Raw genomic sequence first — 23,487 nt, forward strand, 5'->3', positions numbered from 1 at the left:
CTCACTCCCGGTAGGCCGCGGCGAACGCGGGCGACGGCTCGATCGGCTGGATGACGTCGACGAGGACGCCGTCGGGCGCCTCGACGATGAAGTGCCGCTGCCCGAAGTCCTCGTCGCGCAGCGCCAGCACGGGCTCGAGGCCGTGCACCGCGACCAGACGGCGGTGCTCCGCGTCGACGTCGGTCACCTCGAGGTTGAGCAGCAGTCCCTGGACGGGGCGGCCGAACCCGGCGGGCACGGTGGGGTGCGCGGCGTCGAGCAGGGCCAGCTCGAACGCGCTGCGACGCAGGCTCACGTACCAGTCGGCCTCGAACGTGGTCTCGAAGCCGAGGACGCGGTGGTAGAAGTCGGCCGCGGCGCTCACGTCCGCGGACATGAGGACGGGGTAAAAGCTGGTGGCGGTCATGGCGCTCCTCGGCTCGATACGTACACTGCGTATGCCAACCACTATACATGCGCTGTGTATGTCAGGAGGACCCATGCCACGCGCTACCGCCGCGGCCGCTGCCGAGACGGCCCGGCGTCTCGTCGAGATCGCCGCCGACCTGTTCGCCGAGCGGGGCTACGCCGCCGTCGCGCTCGACGACGTCGCCACCGCGGGCGGGGTGACGCGGGGGGCCGTCTATCACCACTACGGGAGCAAGGCCGGCCTGTTCCGGGCGGTGACCGCGCACCTGCAGCGAGAGGTTGCGGCGACTCTCGTCGAAGCGGCGGAGGCCGCCGGCGGACCCGCAGACCGGCTGCGGGCCGGGAGTCACGCGTTCCTCGACGCGATCACCGCGCCGCGGATGGTGCGCATCCTGCTCGTCGAGGCGCCCGCCGTCGTCGGCTGGCAGGTGTGGCGGGCGCTGGACGCCGAGTCGTCGGCCGTCCACCTGCGGGAAGCCCTCGCCGAGGCGGGGGTGCCCGCGGCCCTGCTCGACGCGCTGACGGCCCAGCTCTCCGGCGCGATGAACGAGGCCGCGCTGTGGCTCGCCGAGCGCGACGGTGACGCGGAGGCGCGTGAGGCCGCGCACCGGGCGCTCGACGTCCTGCTCGACGCGGTGGCGCCGCCGCCCTGACGCGCGGGGGCGCGCAGCGCCATGACCTGCGGATGCAGAAGTGGCCCGACATTTGCTTGACAGCAAACAGAAGTCGCGTAGTGTGCGCGACATGGTCAATGATGACGACGTCCGTGGAACCCGTACCGGTGTCTGGTTCATCGGCGCTCGCGGCTCGGTCGCGACGACCGCCACCGTCGGCGCGCTCGCCCTCGCCCGGGGCGGCACCGCGCCGACCGGTCTGGTCACGGAGCTCGAGGAGGTGTCCCGAGCAGGGCTGCCGGCCCTCGACGGCCTGGTGTTCGGCGGGCACGACCTCGCCGGCAGCATGGTCGAACGGGCCCACGAGCTCGCGCGCTCGGGCGTGGTGCCGCCCGGCACGGTCGCGGAGGTGCTCGACGAGCTCGCCGAGATCGACGCCCGGGTCCGCCCGGGCGCCACCGGCGCCGCGGACCGGGCCACCACCGACCGGCTCGAGCAGGACCTGCGGTCCTTCCGGGCCGAGCACGACCTCGACCACCTCGTCGTCGTCGACGTCTCCAGCACGGAGCCGCCCTCGCCCGAGGCGGCCCGCATCGGCAGCCTCGACGAGCTCGACCGCGCCCTCGACGCCGGGACCGCGGCCCTGCCGCCGTCGTCCCTCTACGCCTATGCCGCGTTCCGGGCCGACTGCCCGTTCGTGGAGTTCACGCCGTCCACCGGCCCGCACGTGCCCGCGCTCGAAGAGCTCGCCAAGGCCCGCCACCTGCCGTGGGCGGGGCGGGACGGCAAGACCGGCGAGACCCTGCTCAAGTCGGCGCTGGCGCCCATGTTCGCGATGCGCTCCCTCGAGGTCCGCTCGTGGGCGGCGTTCAACATCCTCGGGGGCGGGGACGGCCGGACGCTCGCGGACCCCGCCGCCGCGGCCAGCAAGACCGCCACGAAGGCCATGGCGCTCGAGGCGATCCTCGGCTACCCCGTCGACGGGCCGGTCCGGATCGACCACGTCGCCGACATGGGTGACTGGAAGACCGCCTGGGACCACGTCTCGTTCGAGGGCTTCCTCGGCACCCGCATGCGCATGCAGGTCACCTGGGAGGGCTGCGACTCCGCGCTCGCCGCGCCGCTGGTCCTCGACCTCGCCCGCCTCCTGGCCCGGGCGCAGCAGGCCGGCCAGTGCGGCCCCGTCGCCGCGCTCGGGTTCTTCTTCAAGGAGCCGCTGGGCGGCACCTCGCACGCGCTCACCGACCAGTGGCAAGCGCTCACCCGCTGGTGCGCCGAGCTGGCCGCCGACGCCGGCCCGGCCGCCGACGCCGGCCCGGCCGCCGACGCCGACGCGGCGGTCGCGCCGTCCGACGGCGTCGCATGAGGTGGCGCGACCTCGCCGAGCTCGTCCGGCTCCCCGCGGCGCTCACCGTCCCCGGTGACACGCTGGTCGGCGCCGCGGCCGCAGGCTGGCCGAGCGGGCGGCGCACGGCGGCGCTGCCCGTCGCCTCGGCGGCGCTCTACTGGGCGGGTATGGCCCTCAACGACTGGTCGGACCGGGAGCTCGACGCCGTCGAGCGCCCGGAGCGCCCCGTCCCGTCGGGCCGCGTTGCGCCGAACGAGGCGCTGGGTACCGCCGCCGCGCTCACCGGCGTCGGGCTCGCGTTCGCCGCGGTGGCCGGGCGCCGGCCGCTCGCCGTGGGGACGGCGCTGGCAGCCGCGGTGTGGACGTACGACCTCGTCGCCAAGCCGACGGCGGCCGGTCCCGTGGTCATGGCGTCGACCCGGTTCCTGGACGTGCTGATGGGCGCCGGCGGCCGACGCGCCGCCCTCGCCCCGGCGGCGGCGCTGGGCGTGCACACGCTCGCCGTCACCGCGGTCTCGCGGGGCGAGGTGCACGGCACGACCGTCGGCACGGCCCGCGCGGCCGTGGCCGCCACCGTGGGCACGGGCACCGCGGCAGCCCTCGGCGCGCTGGTGGGTGCGCGCCGCGACACCGGCAGTGGCGCGGCGACGTCGGTCGCCGGACCTGCGCTCGCCGCCACCTACGTGGCCGCCGTCCTCCCGGCCCAGGCTGACGTCGTCCGGGCGCCCGACGCCGGGAACGCCCGGCGCGCGACCGGCGTCGGCATCCGCGGGATGGTCCCCCTCCAGGCGGCCCTGCTCGCCGGGCAGGGAGCCGTCGGCGCCGCGCTCGCCCTCCTGGCCGTGGTCCCGTTGGCGCGGGCCGGCGCCCGGGTGGTGAGCCCCACGTGATCACTCTGGCGTACGGGACCAACGGGCTGACCGACCACCGCCTCGACGACGCGCTCGGCCTGCTCGCCGAGCACGGGTACGGCGGCGTGGCCCTCACCCTCGACCACATGCACCTGGACCCCCTGGCCCCCGGCCTCGCGGCCCGCACGGCGCTGGTGCGGGGGATGCTAAAGCGCCACGGCCTGCAGGTGGTCGTCGAGACCGGCGCCCGCTACGTGCTCGACCCGCGGCGCAAGCACGAGCCGACGCTGCTGTCCGACGACGGCGCCGAGCGCCGGCTCGACCTGCTGCGTATCGCCGTCGACGTCGCCGCGGACCTCGGGTCGCGGGTCGTCCACCTGTGGTCCGGGATCCTGCCGGCGGGCACCTCGCCGGCGACGGGGCGGGCGCGCCTGCTGGCCGGCCTCGAGGAGCTGCTCCCCGTCGCGGAGGCCGCGGGGGTCGTCCTCGCGTTCGAGCCCGAGCCGGGGATGCTCGTCGAACGGGTCGACGACGTGCTCGACCTGCGCCGCGCGCTCGGCGACCCGGACGCCCTGCGGCTCACCGTGGACGTCGGTCACCTCACCTGCGTGGAGGACGCCCCCGGACCCGACGTGGTGCGGCGGGTGGGGGACCTGATCGCCCACGTGCAGGTGGACGACATGGTGCGTGGCGTGCACGAGCACCTCGAGCTCGGCACGGGGGCGGTCGACCTGCCCGGGGTCCTGGCCGCGCTGCACGAGTCCGGGTTCGACGGCCTGGCCGCCGTCGAGCTGCCCCGCCACTCGCACGCCGCCGCACGGCTCGTCGCGTCGAGCGCCGAGGCGATCCGCGCCGCGGCGCACGCGGCGGACGTCCCGCTCCGGGAGCGGGCCCCGCTCCAGACCCAGGAGGTGACCAGATGACCGCCGAGGAACGCCTCGCCGCACTCGTCGAGGAGGTCCGGCACGACCCCGCGGCGCTGCCGCTGGCGTCCGCCCGGGCCGCCCGGGTCGTCGGGCGTGGCCCTGGCCTGGACGGCCGCCGGATCGAGGACGTCGCCCGGTCCCGGCTGCTGGTGACCGCCTGCGAGGCGGTGGGGCCGGACGGGGCGGCCGACGTCGTCGCCGCGCAGTACGCCGTGGGTGACGCCGACGAGCGCCGGGCCGTGCTGCTGGCGCTGCCCGAGCTCGCCGACCGGGGGCTCGGCGACGGCGCGGTGCCCGTCGTCCTCGACGCGCTGCGCACCAACGACACCCGGCTCGTGGCCGCCGCCATGGGGCCGTACGCCGCCGCGCACCTGCCGGCGGACGCCTGGCGCCACGGCGTCCTCAAGTGCCTCTTCACCGGCGTGCCGCTCGCCGCGGTCGCGGACCTGGACGTCCGCCGGGACGCCGAGCTGGACCGCATGGTCCGCGCGTTCGCCGAGGAGCGCGAGGCCGCCGGCCGGGACGTCCCCGCGGACGCGCACCGGCTGCTGGCCGCCGCCGACCGCTGACCGAGCTGACCGACCGATCCCTCCGCGACGCCGCGGACCGACCCGAGGAGAGTGCCGTGCGCATCTTCGACCCGCACATCCACATGACCTCCCGGACGACCGACGACTACGAGGCGATGCACGCCGCCGGGGTGCGCGCCGTCGTCGAGCCCGCGTTCTGGCTGGGCCAGCCGCGCACGTCGGTCGGCTCGTTCGTCGACTACTTCGACGGTCTGCTGGGGTGGGAGAGGTTCCGGGCCGCGCAGTTCGGCATCGCCCACCACGCCACCATCGCGCTGAACCCGAAGGAGGCGAACGACCCGCGGCTGCTGGAGGTCCTCGACCTGCTCCCGCGCTACCTGGAGAAGGACGGCGTGGTCGCCGTCGGCGAGGTCGGCTTCGACTCGATGACCGACGCCGAGGAGAAGGTGATGGTGCGCCAGCTCGAGCTGGCCGGCGAGCACGACCTGCCGGTCATGGTGCACACCCCGCACCGCGACAAGGTGGCCGGCACGCGGCGCACGCTGGAGATCGTCGGCCAGGTCGGCCTGCCGCCGGAACGGGTGCTCGTGGACCACCTCAACGAGAAGACCGTCGACCTGGTCGACGACGCCGGGTGCTGGGCGGGCTTCTCGGTCTACCCGGACACCAAGATGGACGAGGACCGCATGGTCGCGATCCTGGACCGCCGTGGGCTCGACCGGGTGCTGGTCAACTCCGCCGCGGACTGGGGGCGCTCGGACCCGCTGAAGACCTACCGCACGGGGCAGGCCATGCTCGCGGGCGGCTACTCCGACGACGACGTGGACCGCGTGCTCTGGCGCAACCCGGTCACGTTCTACGGCCAGAGCGGGCGGCTGCTGCTCGACGACGTCGCGGACGACGCCGGGGACTTCGCGGGCAACACGCTCCAGCGGGGGGAGCCGCTGGCGCCGGGCGGCGCGGCCACCGCGGGTTCGGAGGGCTGAGCCGTGCGCCTGCGTCACCCCGACGGGACCGTCCTGCACGTGTCCTACGGCACCAACGTCCACCCGGCGCAGGACGTCGACGGGCTCGTCGAGCAGGTCCGCCGGTTCGCAGGTCCGGTCCGGCGCCGTCTCGGCGTCGACCGCCTCGGCCTCGGCCTGTGGCTCCCCGCCGAGGCGACGCGTCGGCTCGCGACGGACCCCGCCGCCGTCGGTCTGCTCCGCAAGGCGCTCGACCGGGAGGGCCTGGAGGTCGTCACCGTCAACGCGTTCCCGTACGGCAACTTCCACGCGCCTGTGGTCAAGAAGGCGGTCTACCGCCCGGACTGGACCGAGGACGACCGGCTGCACTACACCCTCGACTGCGCGCAGGTGCTCGGCGAGCTGCTGCCCGACGACGTCGCGCGCGGCAGCATCAGCACCCTGCCGCTGGGCTGGCGCGAGCCGTGGGACGCCGCCCGGGCGCGGGCGGCCCGCGAGCGGGTCGACCGGCTGGCCGAAGGCCTCGGCGCGCTCGAGGACCGGACGGGCCGGACGGTGCGGGTCGCGTTCGAGCCCGAGCCCGGCTGCGTCGCCGAGACCACCGAGGGGCTCGCCGAGCACCTGGACGGGGTCGATACCGAGCGCCTCGGTGCCTGTGTGGACCTGTGCCACCTGGCCACGGAGTTCGAGGACCCCGCCGAGGCGCTCGCGAACCTGCACGGCGCGGGGCTGGCCGTGGTCAAGACGCAGGTCTCCGCCGCGCTGCACTGCGACGACCCGACGGACCCCGAGGCGCTGGCCGCGCTGGAGGAGTTCGTCGAGGCCCGGTTCCTGCACCAGGTGCGCGAGCAGCGGGACGCGTCCGTGCAGCGCCGCGACGACCTGCCGGACGCGCTGGGCCGGACCGGTCCCGCGGACGCTCTCCCGGGGGAGGGGCCGTGGCGGGTGCACGTCCACGTGCCGCTCCACGCGGACCCGCGCCCGCCGCTGCGGAGCACGCGAGACGTGCTCACGGACGCGCTGGGGCTCCTGGTCGGGGGCGCCCACCCGCTCGTGGACCACCTGGAGACCGAGACGTACACGTGGTCGGTGCTGCCCGCGCACCTGCGGCCCCGCGACGACGACGGCCTGGTGGCCGGCATCGCGGCGGAGCTGGACTGGACGCGCGCGCGGCTCGTCGACCGGGGGATGGAGGTCCTGTGAACCGGATGCTGGTGCTCGACGTGGTCGGGCTGACGCCGCGCCTGCTGGAGCACATGCCGCGCCTGCGGGCGCTGGCCGAGGGGGGCGGCCGGGCCGAGCTGGGCACGGTGCTCCCGGCCGTCACGTGCTCGGTGCAGTCGACGTTCCTGACGGGCCGGCTGCCGCGGGACCACGGGATCGTCGGCAACGGGTGGTACTTCCGCGACCTCGGCGAGCCGCTGCTGTGGCGTCAGCACCACCGGCTGGTGCAGGGCGAGAAGGTCTGGGAGACGATCCGGCGCGAGCAGCCGGGCTACCGGGTCGCCAACGTGTGCTGGTGGTACGCGATGGGGTCGACGGCGGACACGACGGTCACGCCGCGCCCCGTCTACCGGGCGGACGGGCGCAAGGAGCCGGACTGCTGGACGTGGCCGCCGGAGCTGCACGACGAGCTCGAGGCCGAGCTGGGGCCGTTCCCGCTGTTCACCTACTGGGGGCCGACGGCGGGCATCGCGTCCTCGCGGTGGATCGTCGCGGCGGCCCGCAGGTTGCTGCCGGACCACGACATGACGCTGGTGTACGTGCCGCACCTCGACTACGACCTGCAGCGGTTCGGGCCGGACGGCCCCGAGGCGGTGGCGGCCGCGCAGGCGGTGGACGAGGTGCTCGCACCGCTGCTGGACGACGCCGAGCGGACCGGGACCACCGTCGTCGCGCTCAGCGAGTACGGCATCACGGCGGCGCGCCGTCCGGTGGACGTCAACCGGGCGCTGCGCCGGGCCGGGCTGCTGCACGTGCACACCAACGCGACCGGCGAGCTGCTGGACCCGTGGACGTCGCGGGCGTTCGCCGTCGCGGACCACCAGGTGGCGCACGTCTACGTGCCCGACGCGGACGACCTGGCCGAGGTGTCCGAGCTGCTGGCGGCCCTGCCGGGCGTGGCCGAGGTGCTGGACGCCGCAGGCCGCGCGGCGTACGGCCTGGACCACGAGCGGGCCGGGGACCTCGTCCTCGTCGCGGAGCCGGACGCATGGTTCACGTACTACTACTGGCTGGACGACGAGCGGGCGCCGGACTTCGCGCGGTCGGTGGAGATCCACAAGAAGCCGGGCTTCGACCCGGCCGAGCTGTTCTGGGACGGCCCCTGGGCGAAGGTGCGGGCGGCGATGCACGTGGCCCGCAAGAAGCTCGGCCTGCGCTCGTCGATGCGGGTGGTGCCGCTCGACCCGGCGCCGGTGCGCGGCACGCACGGCCGCCTGCCCGCCGATCCGGCGGACGGTCCGGTGCTGCTGTCCTCGGTGCCCCTCGACGGCACGGAGCGGCTGGAGGCGACCGAGGTGCGGGACCTGCTGCTCAGGCTGTCGCGGCGGCGGAGTCCGGTGGGCTGACGGCCTCCCCGGTGAGCAGCTCCGGGTGGGCGAAGGCGTGCTCGGCGGCGGAGTGCGCGCCGCCGAGCACGCCGGCCCGCGGCCCGGCGATGCTGGTGACGACCCGCAGGTGCTGGGTCGCGAGCGGCAGCGACCGCGCATAGACGATCTCGCGGATGCCGGCGATGAGGTGCTCCCCGGCGCGGGACATGGACCCGCCGACCACGACGGCGGACGGGTTGAGCAGGCTGACGCAGCCGGCGAGCACGGCGCCGATGGACCGGCCGGCCTCCCGCACGGCCGCAGCGGCCCGGAGGTCGCCGTGCCGGACGAGCTCGACGACGTCGTTGGTGGTCTCGGCCGTGAGCCCCTGCGCGGCGAGGCGGGCAGCCACGGCGCCGCCGCCGGCGATCGCCTCGAGGCAGCCGGTGTTGCCGCACGTGCACGGGACCGGGTCCGCGCCGGGCACGGCGATGTGGCCGAGGTCGCCGGCGCTGCCCTGCGCGCCGCGGTGGATCCTGCCGTCGGCGACGATGCCGGAGCCGATGCCCGTGGCCACCTTGACGTAGAGCAGGTGCCCGACGGCGGGCAGGGCGGTGGCGTGCTCGCCCAGGGCCATGAGGTTGACGTCGTTGTCGACGAGCACGGCGAGGTCGCCCAGCCGGTGTCGGAGCGCTCCCACGACATCGCTGCCGTCCCAGCCGGGCATGATCGGCGGCTTGGTGGGGCGCCCCGTGGTGTGGTCGACCGGTCCCGGCAGGCCGACGCCCAGGCCCACCACGTCGCGGAGCGGGCGGTCGAGGCGGGCGACCAGGCCCGTGACGACCTCGGCCACCCGGTCGAGCACGACGTCCGGGCCGTCGGCGATGTGGAGCTGCTCCATGTGCTCGGCGAGCTCGCGGCCGGTGAGGTCGGTGACGGAGACCCGGGCATGGGTGGCCCCCAGGTCGACCCCGACGACGAGCCGTGCGGCGGGGGCGAGGGCGAACGTCGCCGCGGGCCGCCCCCCGGTCGAGCCCGCGTCGCCCACCGGGGCCACGAGGCCGAGGCGCAGGAGTTCGTCGATGCGCGCGGACATCGTGGAGCGGGAGAGCCCGGCCGTGCGTGCGAGCTCGGCGCGGGTGCGGTATCGCCCGTCGCGGAGCAGCCGCAGGACGGCACCGAGCTCGGGTGCCGAAACGGTCGCCATGGGCAAAGTCAACCACATTGTCGGTGTTCTGTAAGGGAAGTTGTGCTTCGGGAAGTCATCTTTTGCTTGACCGCTGGCATAAGTGGGTTAGAGTCGTGCCATGGTCAGGGAGGACCGCGCAGCACTGCCGCTGCCGAACGGACATCGCGAGCCCGCGGGGCGGGCCTCGTGACACAGCGTGGGCGGACGGGCCCCGCCCGCGACGCGACGAGCCCGTGGGAGCGCACGGCGCACCGCGGTGACGGGTGCCAGGGCTCCGAGCCCGTCACCACCCTTCGCAGCACAGGACGGCAGAACCGACGCTGCAGCCACCGGACGTGAGCGCACCCCGCCAAGGACCCGGGTCCGTCGTGCCAGCGACGGGGGTCCGCGGCGGGGCACTCACGCACCTCATCCACAGGAAGGTAGTGCGATGGTCAATTCTAGACGTTCACGGGTCTCCGTGGCGCTGGCCACGATGCTCGCGCTGGCGGTGCCGGCAGCGGCCGCGGCGCACGACGGCGTCGACCACGGCGCCGAGGCTGGCGCCGAGGCGGCGCTCGACTGGTCCAACTACGAGAAGGTCCTGCTCAGCAAGAACACGGGCGAGCCCATCGGCATGGCCGTCATGCCGGACGGCAGCGTGCTGCACACCGCCCGGGACGGCGCGATCCGGCACACCGACCCGTCGACCGGCGTCACCGAGGTGGTCAACACCGTCGACGTGTACGCCAACTCCGAGGACGGCATGCAGGGCATCGCCCTCGCGCCCGACTTCGCCGAGTCCGGCTGGGTGTACCTCTACTACGCCCCGCGGGTCATGGAGGGCGACGACTACCCGACCACGACGCCGTCGGGCTCCGCCCCGAACTCGCTGCCCGAGGGCGAGGACGAGTCCTACTGGGACCAGTGGAAGGGTTACAACCAGCTCTCGCGCTTCCAGTGGGACGCCGAGGCGCACGCCCTGGACCTGAGCACCGAGCAGAAGATCCTGCAGGTCGAGGTCCAGCGCGGACAGTGCTGCCACGTGGGCGGCGACATCGACTTCGACGCCGAGGGCAACGTCTACCTCTCCACGGGCGACAACACCCCGGCGAGCACGCCCGGCGCCAACGGGTTCACCCCCATCAACAACGCCCCGGGCATGAACCCCGGGTTCGACGCCCGGCGCGGTGCCGGCAGCACGAACGACCTGCGCGGCGCGATCCTGCGCGTGCACGTCGAGGAGGACGGCAGCTACACCATCCCCGAGGGGAACCTGTTCGAGCCCGGCACCGAGGGCACGCGCCCCGAGCTGTTCGTCATGGGGCTGCGCAACCCGTTCCGCATCGACGTCGACGACGTCACGGGCGCCGTGAGCTGGGGCGACTACGGTCCCGACTCCGGCGTCGCGAGCGACGAGCGCGGGCCCATGGGCTACGTCGAGTGGCAGAGCACGACGACGCCGCTCAACGGCGGCTGGCCGTACTGCCACGGGCCGAACACCAACTACAACGAGTGGGACTACGCCACGGCGACGCCCGGCGAGTGGTTCGACTGCGAGGCCGGGGCCGAGAACAGCTCCACCTGGAACACCGGGCTCGACGTCCTGCCGCCGGCGACCGCGCCGCAGGTCTACTACGGCGACAACCCGGGCGACCAGCCGTTCGACGAGTTCGTGGAGTTCGACGCCCAGGGCGGTCAGGGACCGATGGGCGGGCCCACGTTCCACCACGACCCGGAGGGTCCGGACTCGCAGTGGCCGGAGTACTGGGACGGCAAGGCCTTCATGTACGAGTTCTCCCAGGACTACATCGCCGGCCTGACCATCCCGGACCGGGACGGCCCGGTGACCCACGTCGAGCACGTGCTGCCCAACGAGGCCCTGACGGACAACGTCCAGGCGATCACCGACGGGCCGATCGACATGGAGTTCGGGCCGGACGGCTCGCTGTACGTCCTCGACTACGGCAACGGGTTCTTCCGCCAGAACCCCGAGGCAGGCCTGTACCGCATCGACTACGCCGAGGGGAACAAGTCGCCGACGGCGCAGATCTCCGCCGACCCGGTCTCCTCGTCCCAGGCGCCCCTGACCGTCACCCTCGACGGGTCGGGCTCCTCGGACCCGGAGGGCGCCGAGCTCACCTACGAGTGGGACCTCGACGGTGACGGCACCTTCGACGAGACCGGCGCGCAGGTCACCACGACCTACACGGAGCTGGGCCAGTACACCGTCCGGCTGCGCGTGACCGACCCGGCCGGGCGGCAGGGGCTCACGTCCCAGCTCGTCACCGTCGGCAACGTCGCCCCGACCCTGTCGGCCGACCACCCGGCCGACGGCGGGTTCTTCGCCTGGGGCGACGCCGTGCCGTACGCGTTCAGCACCTCGGACCCGGAGGACGGCGACGAGACGGTCTGCTCCGAGCTGTCCTGGACCTTCGGGCTGGGGCACGACACGCACGCGCACCCCGAGGTCCTCGGCAGCGGGTGCTCCGGCGCCTGGGCGACGCCCGCCGACGCCCCGGAGCACGGGGCGACGGAGAAGCTCTACGGCGTGGTCGTCGCGAACTACACCGACCAGGGCAACGGCGACATCCCGCCCGCCCAGGACGAGGTGTCGCTGCTGCTCAACACCTTCACGCAGGAGGCGGAGCACGCCGACGTGCTCGAGGGTGTCGAGGTCGTGGCCGACGACTCGGCCGGCGGGCTGTCCAAGGTCACGTCGTTCGGCGCCGGCGACCACCTCGCCTGGGACCCGGTGAACTTCACCGGGATCGACGGCGTCGACGTCCGGGGTGCCGGGACCGGCACCGTCGAGCTGCGCTGGGGTGCGGCCGACGCCGAGCCGTTCGCGACGGCGGACCTCGACGCCGCGGGATGGTCCACGGTCGCGGCCGACGTCGCCGCGTTCCCCGAGGGCACGGGTGAGCTGTTCGTCACCTCCACCGGGGGCGTCGAGCTCGACACCCTGACCTTCCAGGGGCCGGGCGTCACCGACGTCACGGCGCCGGAGGCCACGGTCACGCTCGACCCGGCCGAGCCCACCGGCGACAGCGGCTGGTACACCGGACCGGTCGAGGTGCAGCTCGAGGCCACCGACGACGGGCAGATCGGCGACGGCGAGGTCTCCACCGACGGTGGGCAGACCTGGCAGAGCGTCCGGCACCCGTGGTTCGGCACGCTCCAGCCGTTCACGCTCGACGAGGACGGCGTCCACGAGGTCCTCTACCGGGTCTCCGACACCGGCGGCAACGTCTCCGAGACCGGCTCGGTGACGGTGTCCGTCGACGCCACGGCCCCCGAGGTGGCCGTCACCGGCGTCGCCGACGGGGACGAGCCCGGCTCGTCGCAGACCGTCGAGCTCGGGACCGAGGCGACGGACGCGACGTCCGGTGTGGCGTCGTCGGCCCTGACGCTCGACGGCGAGACCGTCGAGGCCGGGGCGATCGACCTGTGGACGCTCGACCTGGGCGAGCACGAGGTCACCGCGACCGCCACCGACGAGGCCGGGAACACGACGGAGGTGACCGTGTCGTTCACCGTCACGACCTCGTTCGGCGACCTGGCTGCCCACCTCGAGCGGCTCCAGGAGGGCGGCGAGCTCTCGTCGTCCGAGGCCGCCCGCCTCTCGGCGTTCCTCGGCCAGGCCGAGCGGCACGCCGACGCCGGCCGGGACCGCCAGGCGGCGTCCGCGCTGCAGCGGTTCGTCGACGCGACCGACGAGGAGGTGCTGGTCCGCGACGCCGAGGCGCTCGTCGCGCAGCGGGGCTGAGCCGCCGGACGGGGCGGGGCCGCACGGCCCCGCCCCGTCCGGCGGTTCCTGCGCGTCGGGGGAATAGCTGCATCAGTTCCCGGGTTCGACCAGCCGGAAGAGCACCCGACCTGAGGACACCCGTATCCACCCGAGCCAGCCCCGTACCACCCTGCCGCCCCGCCGCGAGGAGACCGCCATGCCCACCGCCGCCCTGGAGGACCTCGCCTCCCTGCCCACCGCCCAGCTGCTGACGAGCGACGGTGCAGGGCCGGGCAGCCCGGCCTGGCTGGTGTCGCTCGGTCGCGACCTCTACATGCGGTCCGCCCCCGGCGGGGAACGGCTGCGACCGGGCGGCGGCCGCGCACGCGTCCGGGTGGCCGACGTCGTGCACCACGTGACGCTCGCCGAGGTGGCGCCCGAGGTGCACGGCCTGCTCGACGACGCCTACCGGGCCAAGTACGGGCACTGCACCCCGGACCGGGTCTCCGCCGTCGTCTCCGACGTCGCGGCGGCCACGACGTTCCGCGTCAGCACCCGCCGGCCGTCGTTGTGGGAGCGCACGGCGCCCCTGCTTGACCGCGGGCAGGCGTGGTGGGACCGGGTCCGCCCGGTGCGCGGCGAGGCCCGCGCCGGCGAGGTGCCCTGCCCGACCTGCTGAGCCCTCAGCCGGCGACCCGGCGGACGTCGGCGGCCGGGACCGCGTCCCACCAGCGGCGGTACCGGCGGTAGACCGTCGGCTCCCGGTCCGCCAGGAACGCCCGCAGTCCGTGGGCCTCGGCCTCCAGCGCCGACCAGGCGGCCCGGTCGAGCGGCTCGAACGCCGCCACGTCCACCCCGTCCTCCGTGGCCCGCCACACGCCGGCCACGCGGCCGTCCACCAGCACGGTCGGCAGGGTGTCCCCGTTGCGGCGGACGACGTGCGGGCGGTGCGCGTCGGCGACGACGCGGTTCCGGTCCTCGTGGGCGAGGACGACGCTCTCCCACATGCCGAGCAGGCGCGGGGGTGCCGGCGTCGCCGGGTCGGGCCGTGGAGCGTCGGGGAGGTCGAGCAGCTCCCTCCCGTCCGGTCCCTCGACGACGACGAGCTCGTCGCGCAGCGCCGCGACGGCGGGCCGGGTGAACGGCCGCCGCAGCATCGTGAACCGGGCGAAGTCGGCCTCCGACGCCGGGCCGAACGCCGCGAGGTAGCGCCGCAGCAGGTGCACGACCGCCGGGTCGTCGCCGGGCGGCGGGTCGTCCGCGGCCGTCGCCGCCCCTGCCCGGTAGCGCCGGGCCCGCGGCGAGAAGGACCAGGGCGGCCCGGTGGGCACGTGGTGCAGCGGCGCGAGGGTGCGCAGCGCGAACCAGGCCGCCGGTGCCCGGTCGGCGCCGAGGAGCCGCTCGAGCTCGCCGAGGATCTCGTCCTGGGTGCGCGGCTCCGCGCAGAACGCCAGCAGCGCGTCGCGCACGCCGTCCGCCTCGGTAGGGGTGAGGCGAGCCGGGGCGAAGCGGCGGTCGTTCAGCCGCGACGCGCGCAGCGGGTGCGTCATCGCGCGGTGGAACGGGGCCCAGTCGTCGCGGTGCACCGCGTGCAGCGTGATGCGCATCAGCGTGGCGCGCACGACCTCGCCCGACGCGAGGGCGTGGTCCAGGTCGGCGGGGTCGAACCCGGCCACCCGGTTCCAGAGCGCGAGGTACGGGGACGCGGGCTCCTGGGCCTGGAGCGCACCGACCCGTCGTACGGCCTCGGGCACCGCGACGTCCTCGCGGCCGAGCAGGAGCTGGCGGGCGAGGGTCGCGCGGCCGAGGGCGGCGTCCGAGAGTCTCACCGATCGACCGCCTCCAGGGCCTCGAGCGCGGCGATGAGCGTCTGGGCGTCGTGGGAGCCCTGGTGGCGGGTGCCGTCGAGGAAGAACGTGGGCGTCCCGCGGGCGCCGCTGGCCGCCGCGCTGACGGCGTGGTCCTGCACGCGGGCGTGCAGGGCGCCGTCGGCGAGGTCGGCGTCGAACTGCTCCAGGTCCAGGCCCAGCTCCTCGGCGTAGCCGCGCAGGTCCTCTGGCTCCAGCCGCGACTGGTGGGCGAACAGCAGGTCGTGCATCTCCCAGAATCGGCCCTGCCGCGCCGCGGCCTCCGACGCCACGGCCGCGACGACGGCGTGCGGGTGCACGTCCTCCAGCGGCAGGTGGCGCACGACGTACCGGATGCGGTCGCCGAAGTGGTCGCGCAGGTCCCGCCACATCCCGGTCGCCCGGGCGCAGAACGGGCACTCGTAGTCGAGGTACTCCACCACGGTGTGCGGGGCGTCCGGGTCGCCGCGCACGTGGTCGTGGCGCAGGTCCACCGGCGGGTCCAGCGCCGTCGGCAGGTCGGCGCTCTCCTCGCCCCAGCGCACCCGCGCCATCGCGAAGAGCCCCCAGGCCAGCAGCGAGGCCACCACCAGGGACAGGAGCACGCCCACGGTGGCCGCCTGCGCCTGCGACTCGTCGGTGAACGCGAGGCCGACGACCAGCAGCGACACGGTGAAGCCGATCCCGGACAGGGCCGCGCCGCCGAGCACGCTGCCGGGCCCCACGCCGTCGGGCAGCGTGCCGAGGCGGAGCCGGACGGCCGCCCACGTGCCGACGCTGATGCCCACCAGCTTGCCGACGACCAGCCCGGCGACCACGCCCCACGTGACCGACGAGCCGAGCGCCTCGCCGAGGGCACCGCCCCGCAGGTCGATCCCCGCGTTCGCGAGGGCGAACAGCGGCACCACGACCAGCGCGACCGGGGTGCTGAGCACCTGGTGCAGCCGGTGGTTCACCGAGATGGACCGCGCGAGGCCGAGGTGGACGTCGCGGGCGACGCTCGCGCTGGGCGACTGCCAGTACGCGCGGTACAGGCTCTTGGTCCGCACGACGTCGTCCCGCCGGGTGAGCGCCGCCGGCACCAGCAGGCCGGCGAGCATGCCGGCGATGGACGGGTGCACGCCGGCCTGCACGGTGGCGCCCCACAGCACGACGACCACGAGCACGTACGGCGTGCTGCGCCACTCGCGCATCCGGCCCAGCAGCCACAGCGCGCCGAGGCACGCGAGCGCGAGGAGCAGCGGGCCGACGCGGACCTCGTCGGAGTAGACGACGCCGATGATCGCCACCGCCAGGAAGTCGTCCACCACCGACAGGGTCAGCAGGAAGACGCGGAGCCGGTTCGACATGGCGGGGCCGACCAGCGCCAGGACGCCGAGCAGGAACGCGGTGTCCGTGCCGACGACGACGCCCCACCCCTCGGGCGCCTCGCGGCCGGCCACCGCCAGGTAGACCAGTGCGGGGACCGCGACGCCGACGGTGCCGGCGACCAGCGGGACCAGGCGCTGGCTGCGCCGGCGCAGGGAGCCGACGGAGAGCTCCTGGCGGACCTCGAGGCCGACGACGAAGAAGAACAGCACCATCAGGCCGTCGTTGACCCAGTGGTGCAGGTCCATGTCGAACGCGAGCTCGCCGATCTCGACGTTGACCGGGGTCTCCCACAGCTGTTCGTACACGCCGGACAGCGGGGAGTTGGCCCAGAGCAGGGCCAGCGCCGTGACGGCCAGGAGCAGCAGCGCGGCGCCCGAGTCGGTGCGCAGCCGGGCTGCGAGCGGTCGTCCGGCCATCGTCACCCCTGTCCAGAGCAGTTGACCGGCAGCCTACGTCCGGCGCTCGCGGGAGTGCACGAGCGCACGCGACACTGGGCGCATGAGCGACTGGAACCAGCAGATCATCGAGGAGTTCCGCCGCCACGGCGGGACGGTCACGACCATGGGGTTCGGCCGCCGGCTCGTGCTGCTGCACAGCCGCGGGGCCCGGTCGGGCGCGGAGCGCGTCAACCCGCTCGCGGCGATCCGCGAGTCCGACGACGCGTGGCTGGTGGCGGCGTCGGCCGGTGGGGCGGACCGCCACCCGGCCTGGTACCGCAACGTCCTCGCCCACCCGGAGGTGGAGATCGAGACGCCCGACGACGGGACCGTCGCCGTGCACGCCACGGACCTGGCGGGGGCGGAGCGGGACGCCGGGTGGGCGCGGTTCACGGAGATGTCGGACGGCTTCGCGAGGTACGAGGCCAAGACGTCGCGCACGATCCCCGTGGTGCGCCTCACCCGGCGCTGAGCGTCAGTACACGGACGGCCAGCCGTCGTCGTACCGGAGCAGGTTGATGCCGAGGAACGACGCCCCCGACGCCGCGTAGTAGTGGTACATCAGCACGTCGGCGTCGCTGTCGGCGAAGACGGTCTGGTGCCCCGGGCCGTTGATCGACCCGTGGCTCGCCAGGACCTCCGTGCCGCCGCCGTCCGTCATCGGCACGCCGGCCCGGTCCACGTAGGGGCCGGTGACCGAGGCGGAACGGCCCACCATGACCCGGTAGGTGCTGTCGGCGCCCTGGCAGCAGGAGTCGAACGACACGTACAGGTAGTAGTAGCCGTTGCGCTGGTGGATGCTGGGCGCCTCGATCGCGCCGCCGCCTCGGCCGGCGAGCGAGTGGAGCTCGCTCCCGGACCGCTGCCCGGTGGCGGGGTCGAGGCGGATCATCTTGATGCCGGACCAGAACGAGCCGAAGCTCATCCACCAGGACCCGTCGGTGTCGACGAACACGTCCGGGTCGATGGCGTTGAAGTCGTCACCGGCCCCGGACTCGACCACCCTGCCCTGGTGCGTCCAGGTCCCGGCGGCTCCCGACGGGCTGGTGGCCAGGAAGATCGCCGAGGTGTTCTCGCCGAACGACGACGCCGAGTACCAGAGGTAGTACTGCCCGTTCGCGGAGTGGATCTCGGGTGCCCACAGGTGGGTGCTGCCACCGGTGTAGGGGTCGGCCCACGGCGTGCCGCCGGGGAACGCCGACCCGGCGTCGGTCCAGCGCGTGCGGTCGCTCGACGTCTTGAGCGGCACGCCCGGTCCCGTGCTCGCGAGGAGGTAGCCGCCCGACGGCGTCCTCGTCACCTCGGGGTCGTGCACGCCGGTGTCGCCGGTGACGAGTCCCGGGTCGGGGTAGCTCGTCCCGCCGCCGGTGCCGCCGTCGGCCCCGCCGTCGACACGGACGAGGCGCCAGCGCTGGTTCGCGCCGTCGAGGTCCGCGAACTGCGAGATGCGGGCGCCGTCGTCGGTGGACCACTCCCAGACCTCGAGCGCCTTGCCGCTGTGGCGGTTGAGCAGCCGCACGGTGCCGTCGGCGGAGTCGGCGAGCCGGAACTGCTGGTTGGTCCCGCCGGTGTCGGCCCACTGGATCACCTCGGCGCCGTCGGCGGTCGACCGGCCGGAGACGTCGACGACCTTGCCGCTGTGCCGCGACTGCAGGCGGTGGTAGCCGTCCCCGGAGTCGAGGAAGCGCCACTGCTGCCAGGCGCCGTCGTTGCGCTCCCACTGGACGATCCCGGCGCCGTCCGCGGTCGAGGCCTCGTAGACGTCGAGGGCTTTGCCGCTGTGCTGGTTGACTAGCACGTACCAGGCGTCCGGGTCGACGGTGGCGGCGCGGGCGGGGGAGCCGACGGCGACGGTCCAGCCGGCGGCGAGCGCCAGCGCCGTGACGAACGCGGCGAGGAGTGCGGCGACGGTGCGCCGGGGGTGGTGCCGTCGGGCGAGGGTGCGGGCTTCCATGGTTCCTCCACGTTGAGGGTGGCCGCTGGCACCGCGAATGTACATCGATGTACATCGCCCGGCAACGGGTCGCCGACCGGCGAGGGGCAATCTCGCCGGGCACGCACGCCCGCCGGGCGCTAGCCTGCGCGGGACGGGGATGACGCTGGGGGGCGTAGTTGAGCATGGGAAAGCACGGCCTGACGGGCCGTACCGCAGGTCGGCGCGGCCTCGCACGAGCCACCGCGGTCGCGGTCGCCGTCGGCCTCGTGGGTGTGTCGGCCACCGCGCCGGCGCGGGCAGCGGTCGAACCGTACGACCCGTTCGACGTCAACCAGGGCTTCTCGGTCCTGGCCACCGGCGACGCGATGCTCGACAACGGCGAGCTCGAGGGATCGGTGGCGGCGTTCGGCACGGTGTCGACCACCCGGTCGAACTACCCGTTCATCCACCAGGCCGCCGGGGACCCCGACTACACGGTCCCGCTGGTCGACGGCGACCCGGTCCGTCTCCTCGCCGACGCGTACGTCGGGACCGGCGGAGCCGCCGTCACCAACCGCGACGACTCCGGCACGATCGACCCCGCCTCCCCGGAGGCCACGGCCGTCGCCAAGCTCGCCGACACCTCGAACCTCACCGCCTCGGCGCGCGGCAGCAACTACACGCGGCTCACGAACACCGAGGGCGGCACGCTCGACCTCGAGGAGCTGCCCTACGACCCGGCGACCTGGCAGAGCAGCGTCCAGACGCAGGAGCCCACGGTCGCCGACTACTTCCCGGACCTCGACGCGCACGTCGCGCAGACCAACCAGTGCCTGGCCGCGATGTACACCGACCCCGCGCTCGGCAACGAGGTGACGGTCACCGGGGGCGGCAACGAGGTGTTCGTCTCGGGGTTCAGCTCGTCGGTGCCCAACTGGATCGACTACGAGGACGTCGCCGGCCAGGTCATCAAGCTCGACGACGCCGGCGGGTACACCCCGACGGCCCAGGCGCCGCTCGTGGTGCGCGTCTCGGACCCGACGAACACCGTCGGCCCGCTCAACTTCGAGGGCTGGAACGACCAGGACCTGGCCCGTTACATCATGCTCGACCTGTCCGAGGTGACCAGCCCCGTGACGGTCGACGGGCTCGAGTACGGCGCGGTGTGGGCGCCGGGGATCGACCTCACCTACACCTCGTCGCGCACGACGAACGGGCAGTGGTTCGCCGACGACTTCACCACCGGAGGCGCGGACGGGACCGGCGGCGGCGAGCTGCACCACCACGCGTTCCTCGGCCAGCTGCTCTGCGAGGTCGAGGACGCCGCACCGGTGATCACCTCGCAGGCGGCCGTCGCGGACTCCGCCGACGGGCTGCTGCCGACCGACGGCGGCACCGTGGTCGACACCGTGTCCTACACCGGCCTGGAGCCGGGCACCGAGTACGTGGTCACGGCGTCCGTGGTGACGGCCGACGGCACCGACACCGGGATCACCGCCGCCACGACGTTCACGCCCACGGCGGCGAGCGGCAGCGTCGAGGTCGAGATCGAGGTCACCGCCGAGCAGGCCGCCGCGTACGCCGGGCAGGACCTGGTGATCTTCCAGTCCCTGACGGCCGGCGGGACCGAGGTCGCCACCCACGAGGACCTCGACGACCCCGACCAGACGTTCACGGTCGCGGCGATCCCCGCGACCGGTGGGTTCGACGTCGTCAAGGCGGTCGAGGGGGACGGCGCGGCGCTCGTCGACCCCGGCACCAGCTTCACCGTGGCGTGGGAGGTGACCGACGGCCCCTCGACCGGCCGGTCCGGCACGCTCGAGGTGCTGGGCGACGGGACCGTCGTCGAGGGCCCGGACGACCTCGCCGAGGGCGACGTCGTGACGTTCACCGAGGTCACGCCCCCGGTCGTGGAGGGCACCGCGCCGGCCGAGGTCGCCGTCTCGCCGGAGACGCTGACGATCGACCCTGCAGCGCCGACCACGCCGGTCGTCACGGTGACCAACACCTACGACAAGGCCGACGCCACCTTCAGCCTCCGCAAGGAGATCAGCGGCGACGCCGCCGGTCTGGTGCCGCCCGGGACGGAGTTCACGGTGGCCTGGGAGGTCACCGCCGGCGCCGGCGCCGACGTCGGCGAGTCGGGGACGCTGACGGTGCCGGCGGACGGGACCCCCGTCGACGGCCCCACGCTGTCCCACGGCGACGCCGTGACCTTCAGCGAGCCCGAGCTCCCGGAGATCGAGGGGGTGGTCTGGGGGACACCGACCATCACCCCCGACCCGCTCGTGCTCGACACAGACGAGCCGGCCGAGGTGGTCGTCGACAACGAGGCCGTCCCGGAGCAGCTCGAGGGCGGCGCCATCGAGATCGCCAAGACGCTCGACGGCGACGGCGCCGGTCTGGTGTACCCCGACGTCGACAACCCGGACTGCGGGCCGGACGGCAACCAGGGCGGCGGTAACGACCCGGACTGCGCGGAGCCGCCGTCGTACACCATCGGCTGGACCGTGACCGACGGACCGTCGGCCGGCCGCACCGGAGAAGTGGTCGTCACCGGTGACGGCGCGGTCTCGCCGGTCCCGGCCGAGGGCGAGGAGCCGTTCCAGGCCGGCGACGTCGTCGAATTCGACGAGCCGGAGGGACCGGGCACGGACGGGGCCGAGCTGACCGGCGTGACGTTCGACCCCGCCAGCGTCCTCATCGTGCCCGGCCCGGCGGAGACCGTGACGGTCGACGTGACCAACACCTACGACCTCGACGACGCGACGTTCACGGCGCACAAGGAGGTCACCGGGCCGGCCGCGGACCTGGTGCCCGACGACGCCGAGTTCGCCCTGCACTACGAGGTCACCGACGGCGAGTCGGCCGGGGCGACCGGCACGCTCACGCTGCCCGCGGACGGGACGGTGGTCGACGGACCGACGCTCCGCCACGGCGACACCGTGACGTTCACCGAGGCCACCCCGCCGGTGGTCGACGGCGTGGTCTGGGGCGACGTGGCGATCGACCCGGAGACGATCGTCCTCGACTCCGCGACCGGCCCGGTCGACGTGACCGTCACCAACACGGCGGCAGGGGTGCCGGCGCTCAGCTCGCAGGTGGCGGTCGCGGGCCCGAGCACGACGACGGTGCCCGGCGCCGGCGGCACCGTCGTGGACACCGTCTCCTACGAGAATCTCGTCCCCGGCACGGAGTACACGGTGGGCGGCCTGCTGGTGACGCCCGACGGCGGGTCGACCGGCATCACCGGTGGTCCCGTCGCGTTCGTGCCGACCTCCCCGGACGGCAGCGTCGATGTGGAGTTCGAGGTCACGGTCCAGGACGCGATCACCTACGCGGGCCAGGACCTGGTGGCCCTCCAGGCGGTGTGGCTCGACGGTGAGCCCGTCGCCGTGCACGCCGACCCGGGCGACCCGGCGCAGACCGTCAGCGTGGCGGGCCCGGCCCCGACGATCTCCTCGGAGGTCACGGTGCTCGGCTCGGACGACAAGACCGTCCCGCTCTCCGGCGGCACCGTGGTCGACACGATCTCCTACACCGGCCTCACGCCGGGGCGCGAGTACACCGTGGCCGGCGCCGTCATCCTCGCGGGCCTGTCCACGACCGGCGTGGTGGGGGCGACGGCGTTCACGCCCGACGCGCCCGACGGCACCGTCGACGTAAAGTTCGAGATCACCGCGGCGCAGGCGGCCGAGTACGCCGGTACCACCGTGGTGGCGTTCCAGGCCGTGTTCCTCGCGGACGAGCTGGTGGCGAGCCACGACGACTTCGCGGCGGTGGCGCAGACCTTCCGGTTCGCGAGCCCGACGCCGTCACCCACGCCGAGCCCGGCCCCCACGCCGAGCCCGGCGCCCGACGACGGCGGCGAGCTGCCGGTCACGGGCCCGGAAGCCGTCGTCGGGATCCTGCTCGTGGCGGCCGCCAGCCTGCTCGTCGGGACGCTCCTGGTGACGCTCCGCCGTCGGGGGCTGCTGGGCTGATCCGGCTGCCGCCCGGTGCCGTCAGGCCGCGAACAGCGCCTCGAGCACCTGGACCACCCCGTGCTCGGCGTTGCTCGGCGCGGTGTGGCGGGCGTGCGCCAGGACGTCCGGGTGGGCGCCGGCCATCGCGAACGACCACTCGGCGGCGTCGAGCATCTCGATGTCGTTGAGGTAGTCGCCGAACACCATCGTCTGGGCGGGCGTCACGCCGAGCTCGGCCTGGAGCCGGCGCAGGCCACGGCCCTTGGTGACGCCGGTGGGCATCACGTCGATCCAGTGGGGGCTGGAGACGACGACCTGGTGGTCGGCACGCAGGTGCTCCAGCGCCGGGAGGGTGCCGGTGGCCGAGTCCACGTCGTCGTACACGGCGACCTTGAGGGTCTCGTCGTCGACGGCGAGCAGGTCCTCGACGACCTCGAGCTCGCGGTAGTAGGTGCGGACGTGGTCGACGAACCGCGCGTCGGCGCGCTCGACGTAGGCGCCCCGCTTGCCGGCGAGGACGGCGCCTCCGTCCCGGCTGGTGCCCAGGCCGCGCACGGCGTGGACGACGGCGGTGACGGCGTCGCGGTCGAGCGTCTCGGACGAGACCTCGACGCCCCCGCGGGTGACGAGCGTGCCGTTCTCGGCGATGATCACCAGCTCGTCGTGGCCGGGAGTCACCCCGGCCGGGAACGACGCGGCGATGGTGGCGTGCTGCCGTCCGGAGGCGGGCACGAACGCGATGCCGGCGTCGTGCATCCGGCGCAGCAGCGGCCACAGCCCGTCGGGGACGGCACCGTCGGGGTCGAGCAGGGTGCCGTCCATGTCGGTGACGACGAGGCGGACCTGGTCCGGGCGAGGCAGCGGGGGGAGCGGCATGGACC

At 74.5% G+C, this 23,487-nt stretch carries 18 protein-coding genes; 12 read left to right on the forward strand and 6 right to left on the reverse strand.

The genetic code is table 11. From position 1 onward, the window contains the following. Position 1 precedes the first annotated feature (1 nt). Positions 2 to 406 (reverse strand): VOC family protein, encoded by a 405-nt coding sequence (locus BCL65_RS00455; protein ID WP_106264192.1) that lies wholly within the window; start codon positions 404 to 406, stop codon positions 2 to 4. 73 nt (positions 407 to 479) lie between these two features. Between BCL65_RS00455 and BCL65_RS00460 the strand changes: the two genes are divergently transcribed. From BCL65_RS00460 to BCL65_RS00495, 8 genes are all read left to right on the forward strand, one after another. Then, positions 480 to 1,061 (forward strand): TetR/AcrR family transcriptional regulator, encoded by a 582-nt coding sequence (locus BCL65_RS00460; RefSeq protein WP_106264193.1) that lies wholly within the window; start codon positions 480 to 482, stop codon positions 1,059 to 1,061. Positions 1,062 to 1,152: 91 nt separating this feature from the next. Then, positions 1,153 to 2,388 carry an inositol-3-phosphate synthase gene (locus BCL65_RS00465; RefSeq protein WP_106264195.1) on the forward strand — a complete coding sequence of 412 codons (1,236 nt, stop codon included), beginning with the start codon at positions 1,153 to 1,155 and terminating at the stop codon, positions 2,386 to 2,388. Continuing rightward, positions 2,385 to 3,260, forward strand: a complete 876-nt coding sequence (locus BCL65_RS00470; RefSeq protein ID WP_106264197.1) for an SCO3242 family prenyltransferase — start codon at positions 2,385 to 2,387, stop codon at positions 3,258 to 3,260. The genes BCL65_RS00465 and BCL65_RS00470 overlap by 4 nt, the downstream gene beginning before the upstream one ends. Further along, the gene (locus tag BCL65_RS00475) at positions 3,257 to 4,144 is read left to right on the forward strand and encodes a sugar phosphate isomerase/epimerase family protein (RefSeq protein ID WP_207767742.1); all 888 of its coding nucleotides are present in this window, start codon (positions 3,257 to 3,259) and stop codon (positions 4,142 to 4,144) included. The genes BCL65_RS00470 and BCL65_RS00475 overlap by 4 nt, the downstream gene beginning before the upstream one ends. Then, on the forward strand, positions 4,141 to 4,716 hold the full coding sequence (locus BCL65_RS00480) for an EboA domain-containing protein (RefSeq protein ID WP_106264199.1): 576 nt from the start codon (positions 4,141 to 4,143) through the stop codon (positions 4,714 to 4,716). Before BCL65_RS00475 ends, BCL65_RS00480 begins: the two co-directional genes overlap by 4 nt. Positions 4,717 to 4,772: 56 nt before the next feature. After that, positions 4,773 to 5,663 carry a TatD family hydrolase gene (locus BCL65_RS00485; protein ID WP_106264200.1) on the forward strand — a complete coding sequence of 297 codons (891 nt, stop codon included), beginning with the start codon at positions 4,773 to 4,775 and terminating at the stop codon, positions 5,661 to 5,663. A gap of 3 nt (positions 5,664 to 5,666) precedes the next feature. Continuing rightward, positions 5,667 to 6,845, forward strand: coding sequence for a metabolite traffic protein EboE (gene eboE / locus BCL65_RS00490; RefSeq protein ID WP_106264202.1), 1,179 nt, complete (start codon positions 5,667 to 5,669; stop codon positions 6,843 to 6,845). A gap of 5 nt (positions 6,846 to 6,850) precedes the next feature. Next, the gene (locus tag BCL65_RS00495) at positions 6,851 to 8,212 is read left to right on the forward strand and encodes a nucleotide pyrophosphatase/phosphodiesterase family protein (RefSeq protein WP_106265108.1); all 1,362 of its coding nucleotides are present in this window, start codon (positions 6,851 to 6,853) and stop codon (positions 8,210 to 8,212) included. Here BCL65_RS00495 and BCL65_RS00500 read toward each other — a convergent pair. Further along, positions 8,178 to 9,380 carry an ROK family transcriptional regulator gene (locus BCL65_RS00500; RefSeq protein ID WP_243401095.1) on the reverse strand — a complete coding sequence of 401 codons (1,203 nt, stop codon included), beginning with the start codon at positions 9,378 to 9,380 and terminating at the stop codon, positions 8,178 to 8,180. The two genes, BCL65_RS00495 and BCL65_RS00500, sit on opposite strands and share 35 nt — an antisense overlap. A 412-nt stretch (positions 9,381 to 9,792) precedes the next feature. On the opposite strand from BCL65_RS00500, the gene BCL65_RS00505 reads away from it, so the two are divergent. Both BCL65_RS00505 and BCL65_RS00510 read left to right on the forward strand, forming a co-directional pair. Then, positions 9,793 to 13,110, forward strand: coding sequence for a PQQ-dependent sugar dehydrogenase (locus tag BCL65_RS00505; protein ID WP_106264206.1), 3,318 nt, complete (start codon positions 9,793 to 9,795; stop codon positions 13,108 to 13,110). A 178-nt stretch (positions 13,111 to 13,288) separates the two neighbouring features. After that, entirely contained in the window at positions 13,289 to 13,750 is a 462-nt protein-coding gene (locus BCL65_RS00510; protein WP_106264208.1) for a DUF2255 family protein, read from the forward strand. 4 nt (positions 13,751 to 13,754) lie between these two features. Here BCL65_RS00510 and BCL65_RS00515 read toward each other — a convergent pair whose 3' ends face one another. Further along, complete coding sequence (locus tag BCL65_RS00515) at positions 13,755 to 14,900, reverse strand: winged helix DNA-binding domain-containing protein (RefSeq protein ID WP_106264209.1); 1,146 nt, start codon at positions 14,898 to 14,900, stop codon at positions 13,755 to 13,757. Beyond that, positions 14,897 to 16,705 (reverse strand): Na+/H+ antiporter NhaA, encoded by a 1,809-nt coding sequence (nhaA, locus tag BCL65_RS00520; protein ID WP_106265110.1) that lies wholly within the window; start codon positions 16,703 to 16,705, stop codon positions 14,897 to 14,899. The genes BCL65_RS00515 and nhaA overlap by 4 nt, the downstream gene beginning before the upstream one ends. Before the next feature lie 82 nt (positions 16,706 to 16,787). On the opposite strand from nhaA, the gene BCL65_RS00525 reads away from it, so the two are divergent. Beyond that, complete coding sequence (locus BCL65_RS00525; RefSeq protein WP_106264211.1) at positions 16,788 to 17,198, forward strand: nitroreductase/quinone reductase family protein; 411 nt, start codon at positions 16,788 to 16,790, stop codon at positions 17,196 to 17,198. A gap of 3 nt (positions 17,199 to 17,201) precedes the next feature. Here the strand turns inward: BCL65_RS00525 and BCL65_RS18215 are convergent, their stop codons facing one another. After that, positions 17,202 to 18,680, reverse strand: coding sequence for an RICIN domain-containing protein (locus BCL65_RS18215; protein WP_106264212.1), 1,479 nt, complete (start codon positions 18,678 to 18,680; stop codon positions 17,202 to 17,204). A 164-nt stretch (positions 18,681 to 18,844) separates the two neighbouring features. On the opposite strand from BCL65_RS18215, the gene BCL65_RS00535 reads away from it, so the two are divergent. Beyond that, positions 18,845 to 22,624: a VaFE repeat-containing surface-anchored protein gene (locus BCL65_RS00535; RefSeq protein WP_106264213.1), complete on the forward strand. Its 3,780-nt coding sequence runs from the start codon at positions 18,845 to 18,847 to the stop codon at positions 22,622 to 22,624. Between the two features lie 21 nt (positions 22,625 to 22,645). On the opposite strand, the gene BCL65_RS00540 is transcribed toward BCL65_RS00535, so the two are convergent. After that, complete coding sequence (locus BCL65_RS00540; protein ID WP_106264214.1) at positions 22,646 to 23,482, reverse strand: Cof-type HAD-IIB family hydrolase; 837 nt, start codon at positions 23,480 to 23,482, stop codon at positions 22,646 to 22,648. Positions 23,483 to 23,487: the final 5 nt, after the last annotated feature.

Source organism: Isoptericola halotolerans, from assembly GCF_003003075.1.
Lineage (GTDB): Bacteria > Actinomycetota > Actinomycetes > Actinomycetales > Cellulomonadaceae > Isoptericola > Isoptericola halotolerans_A.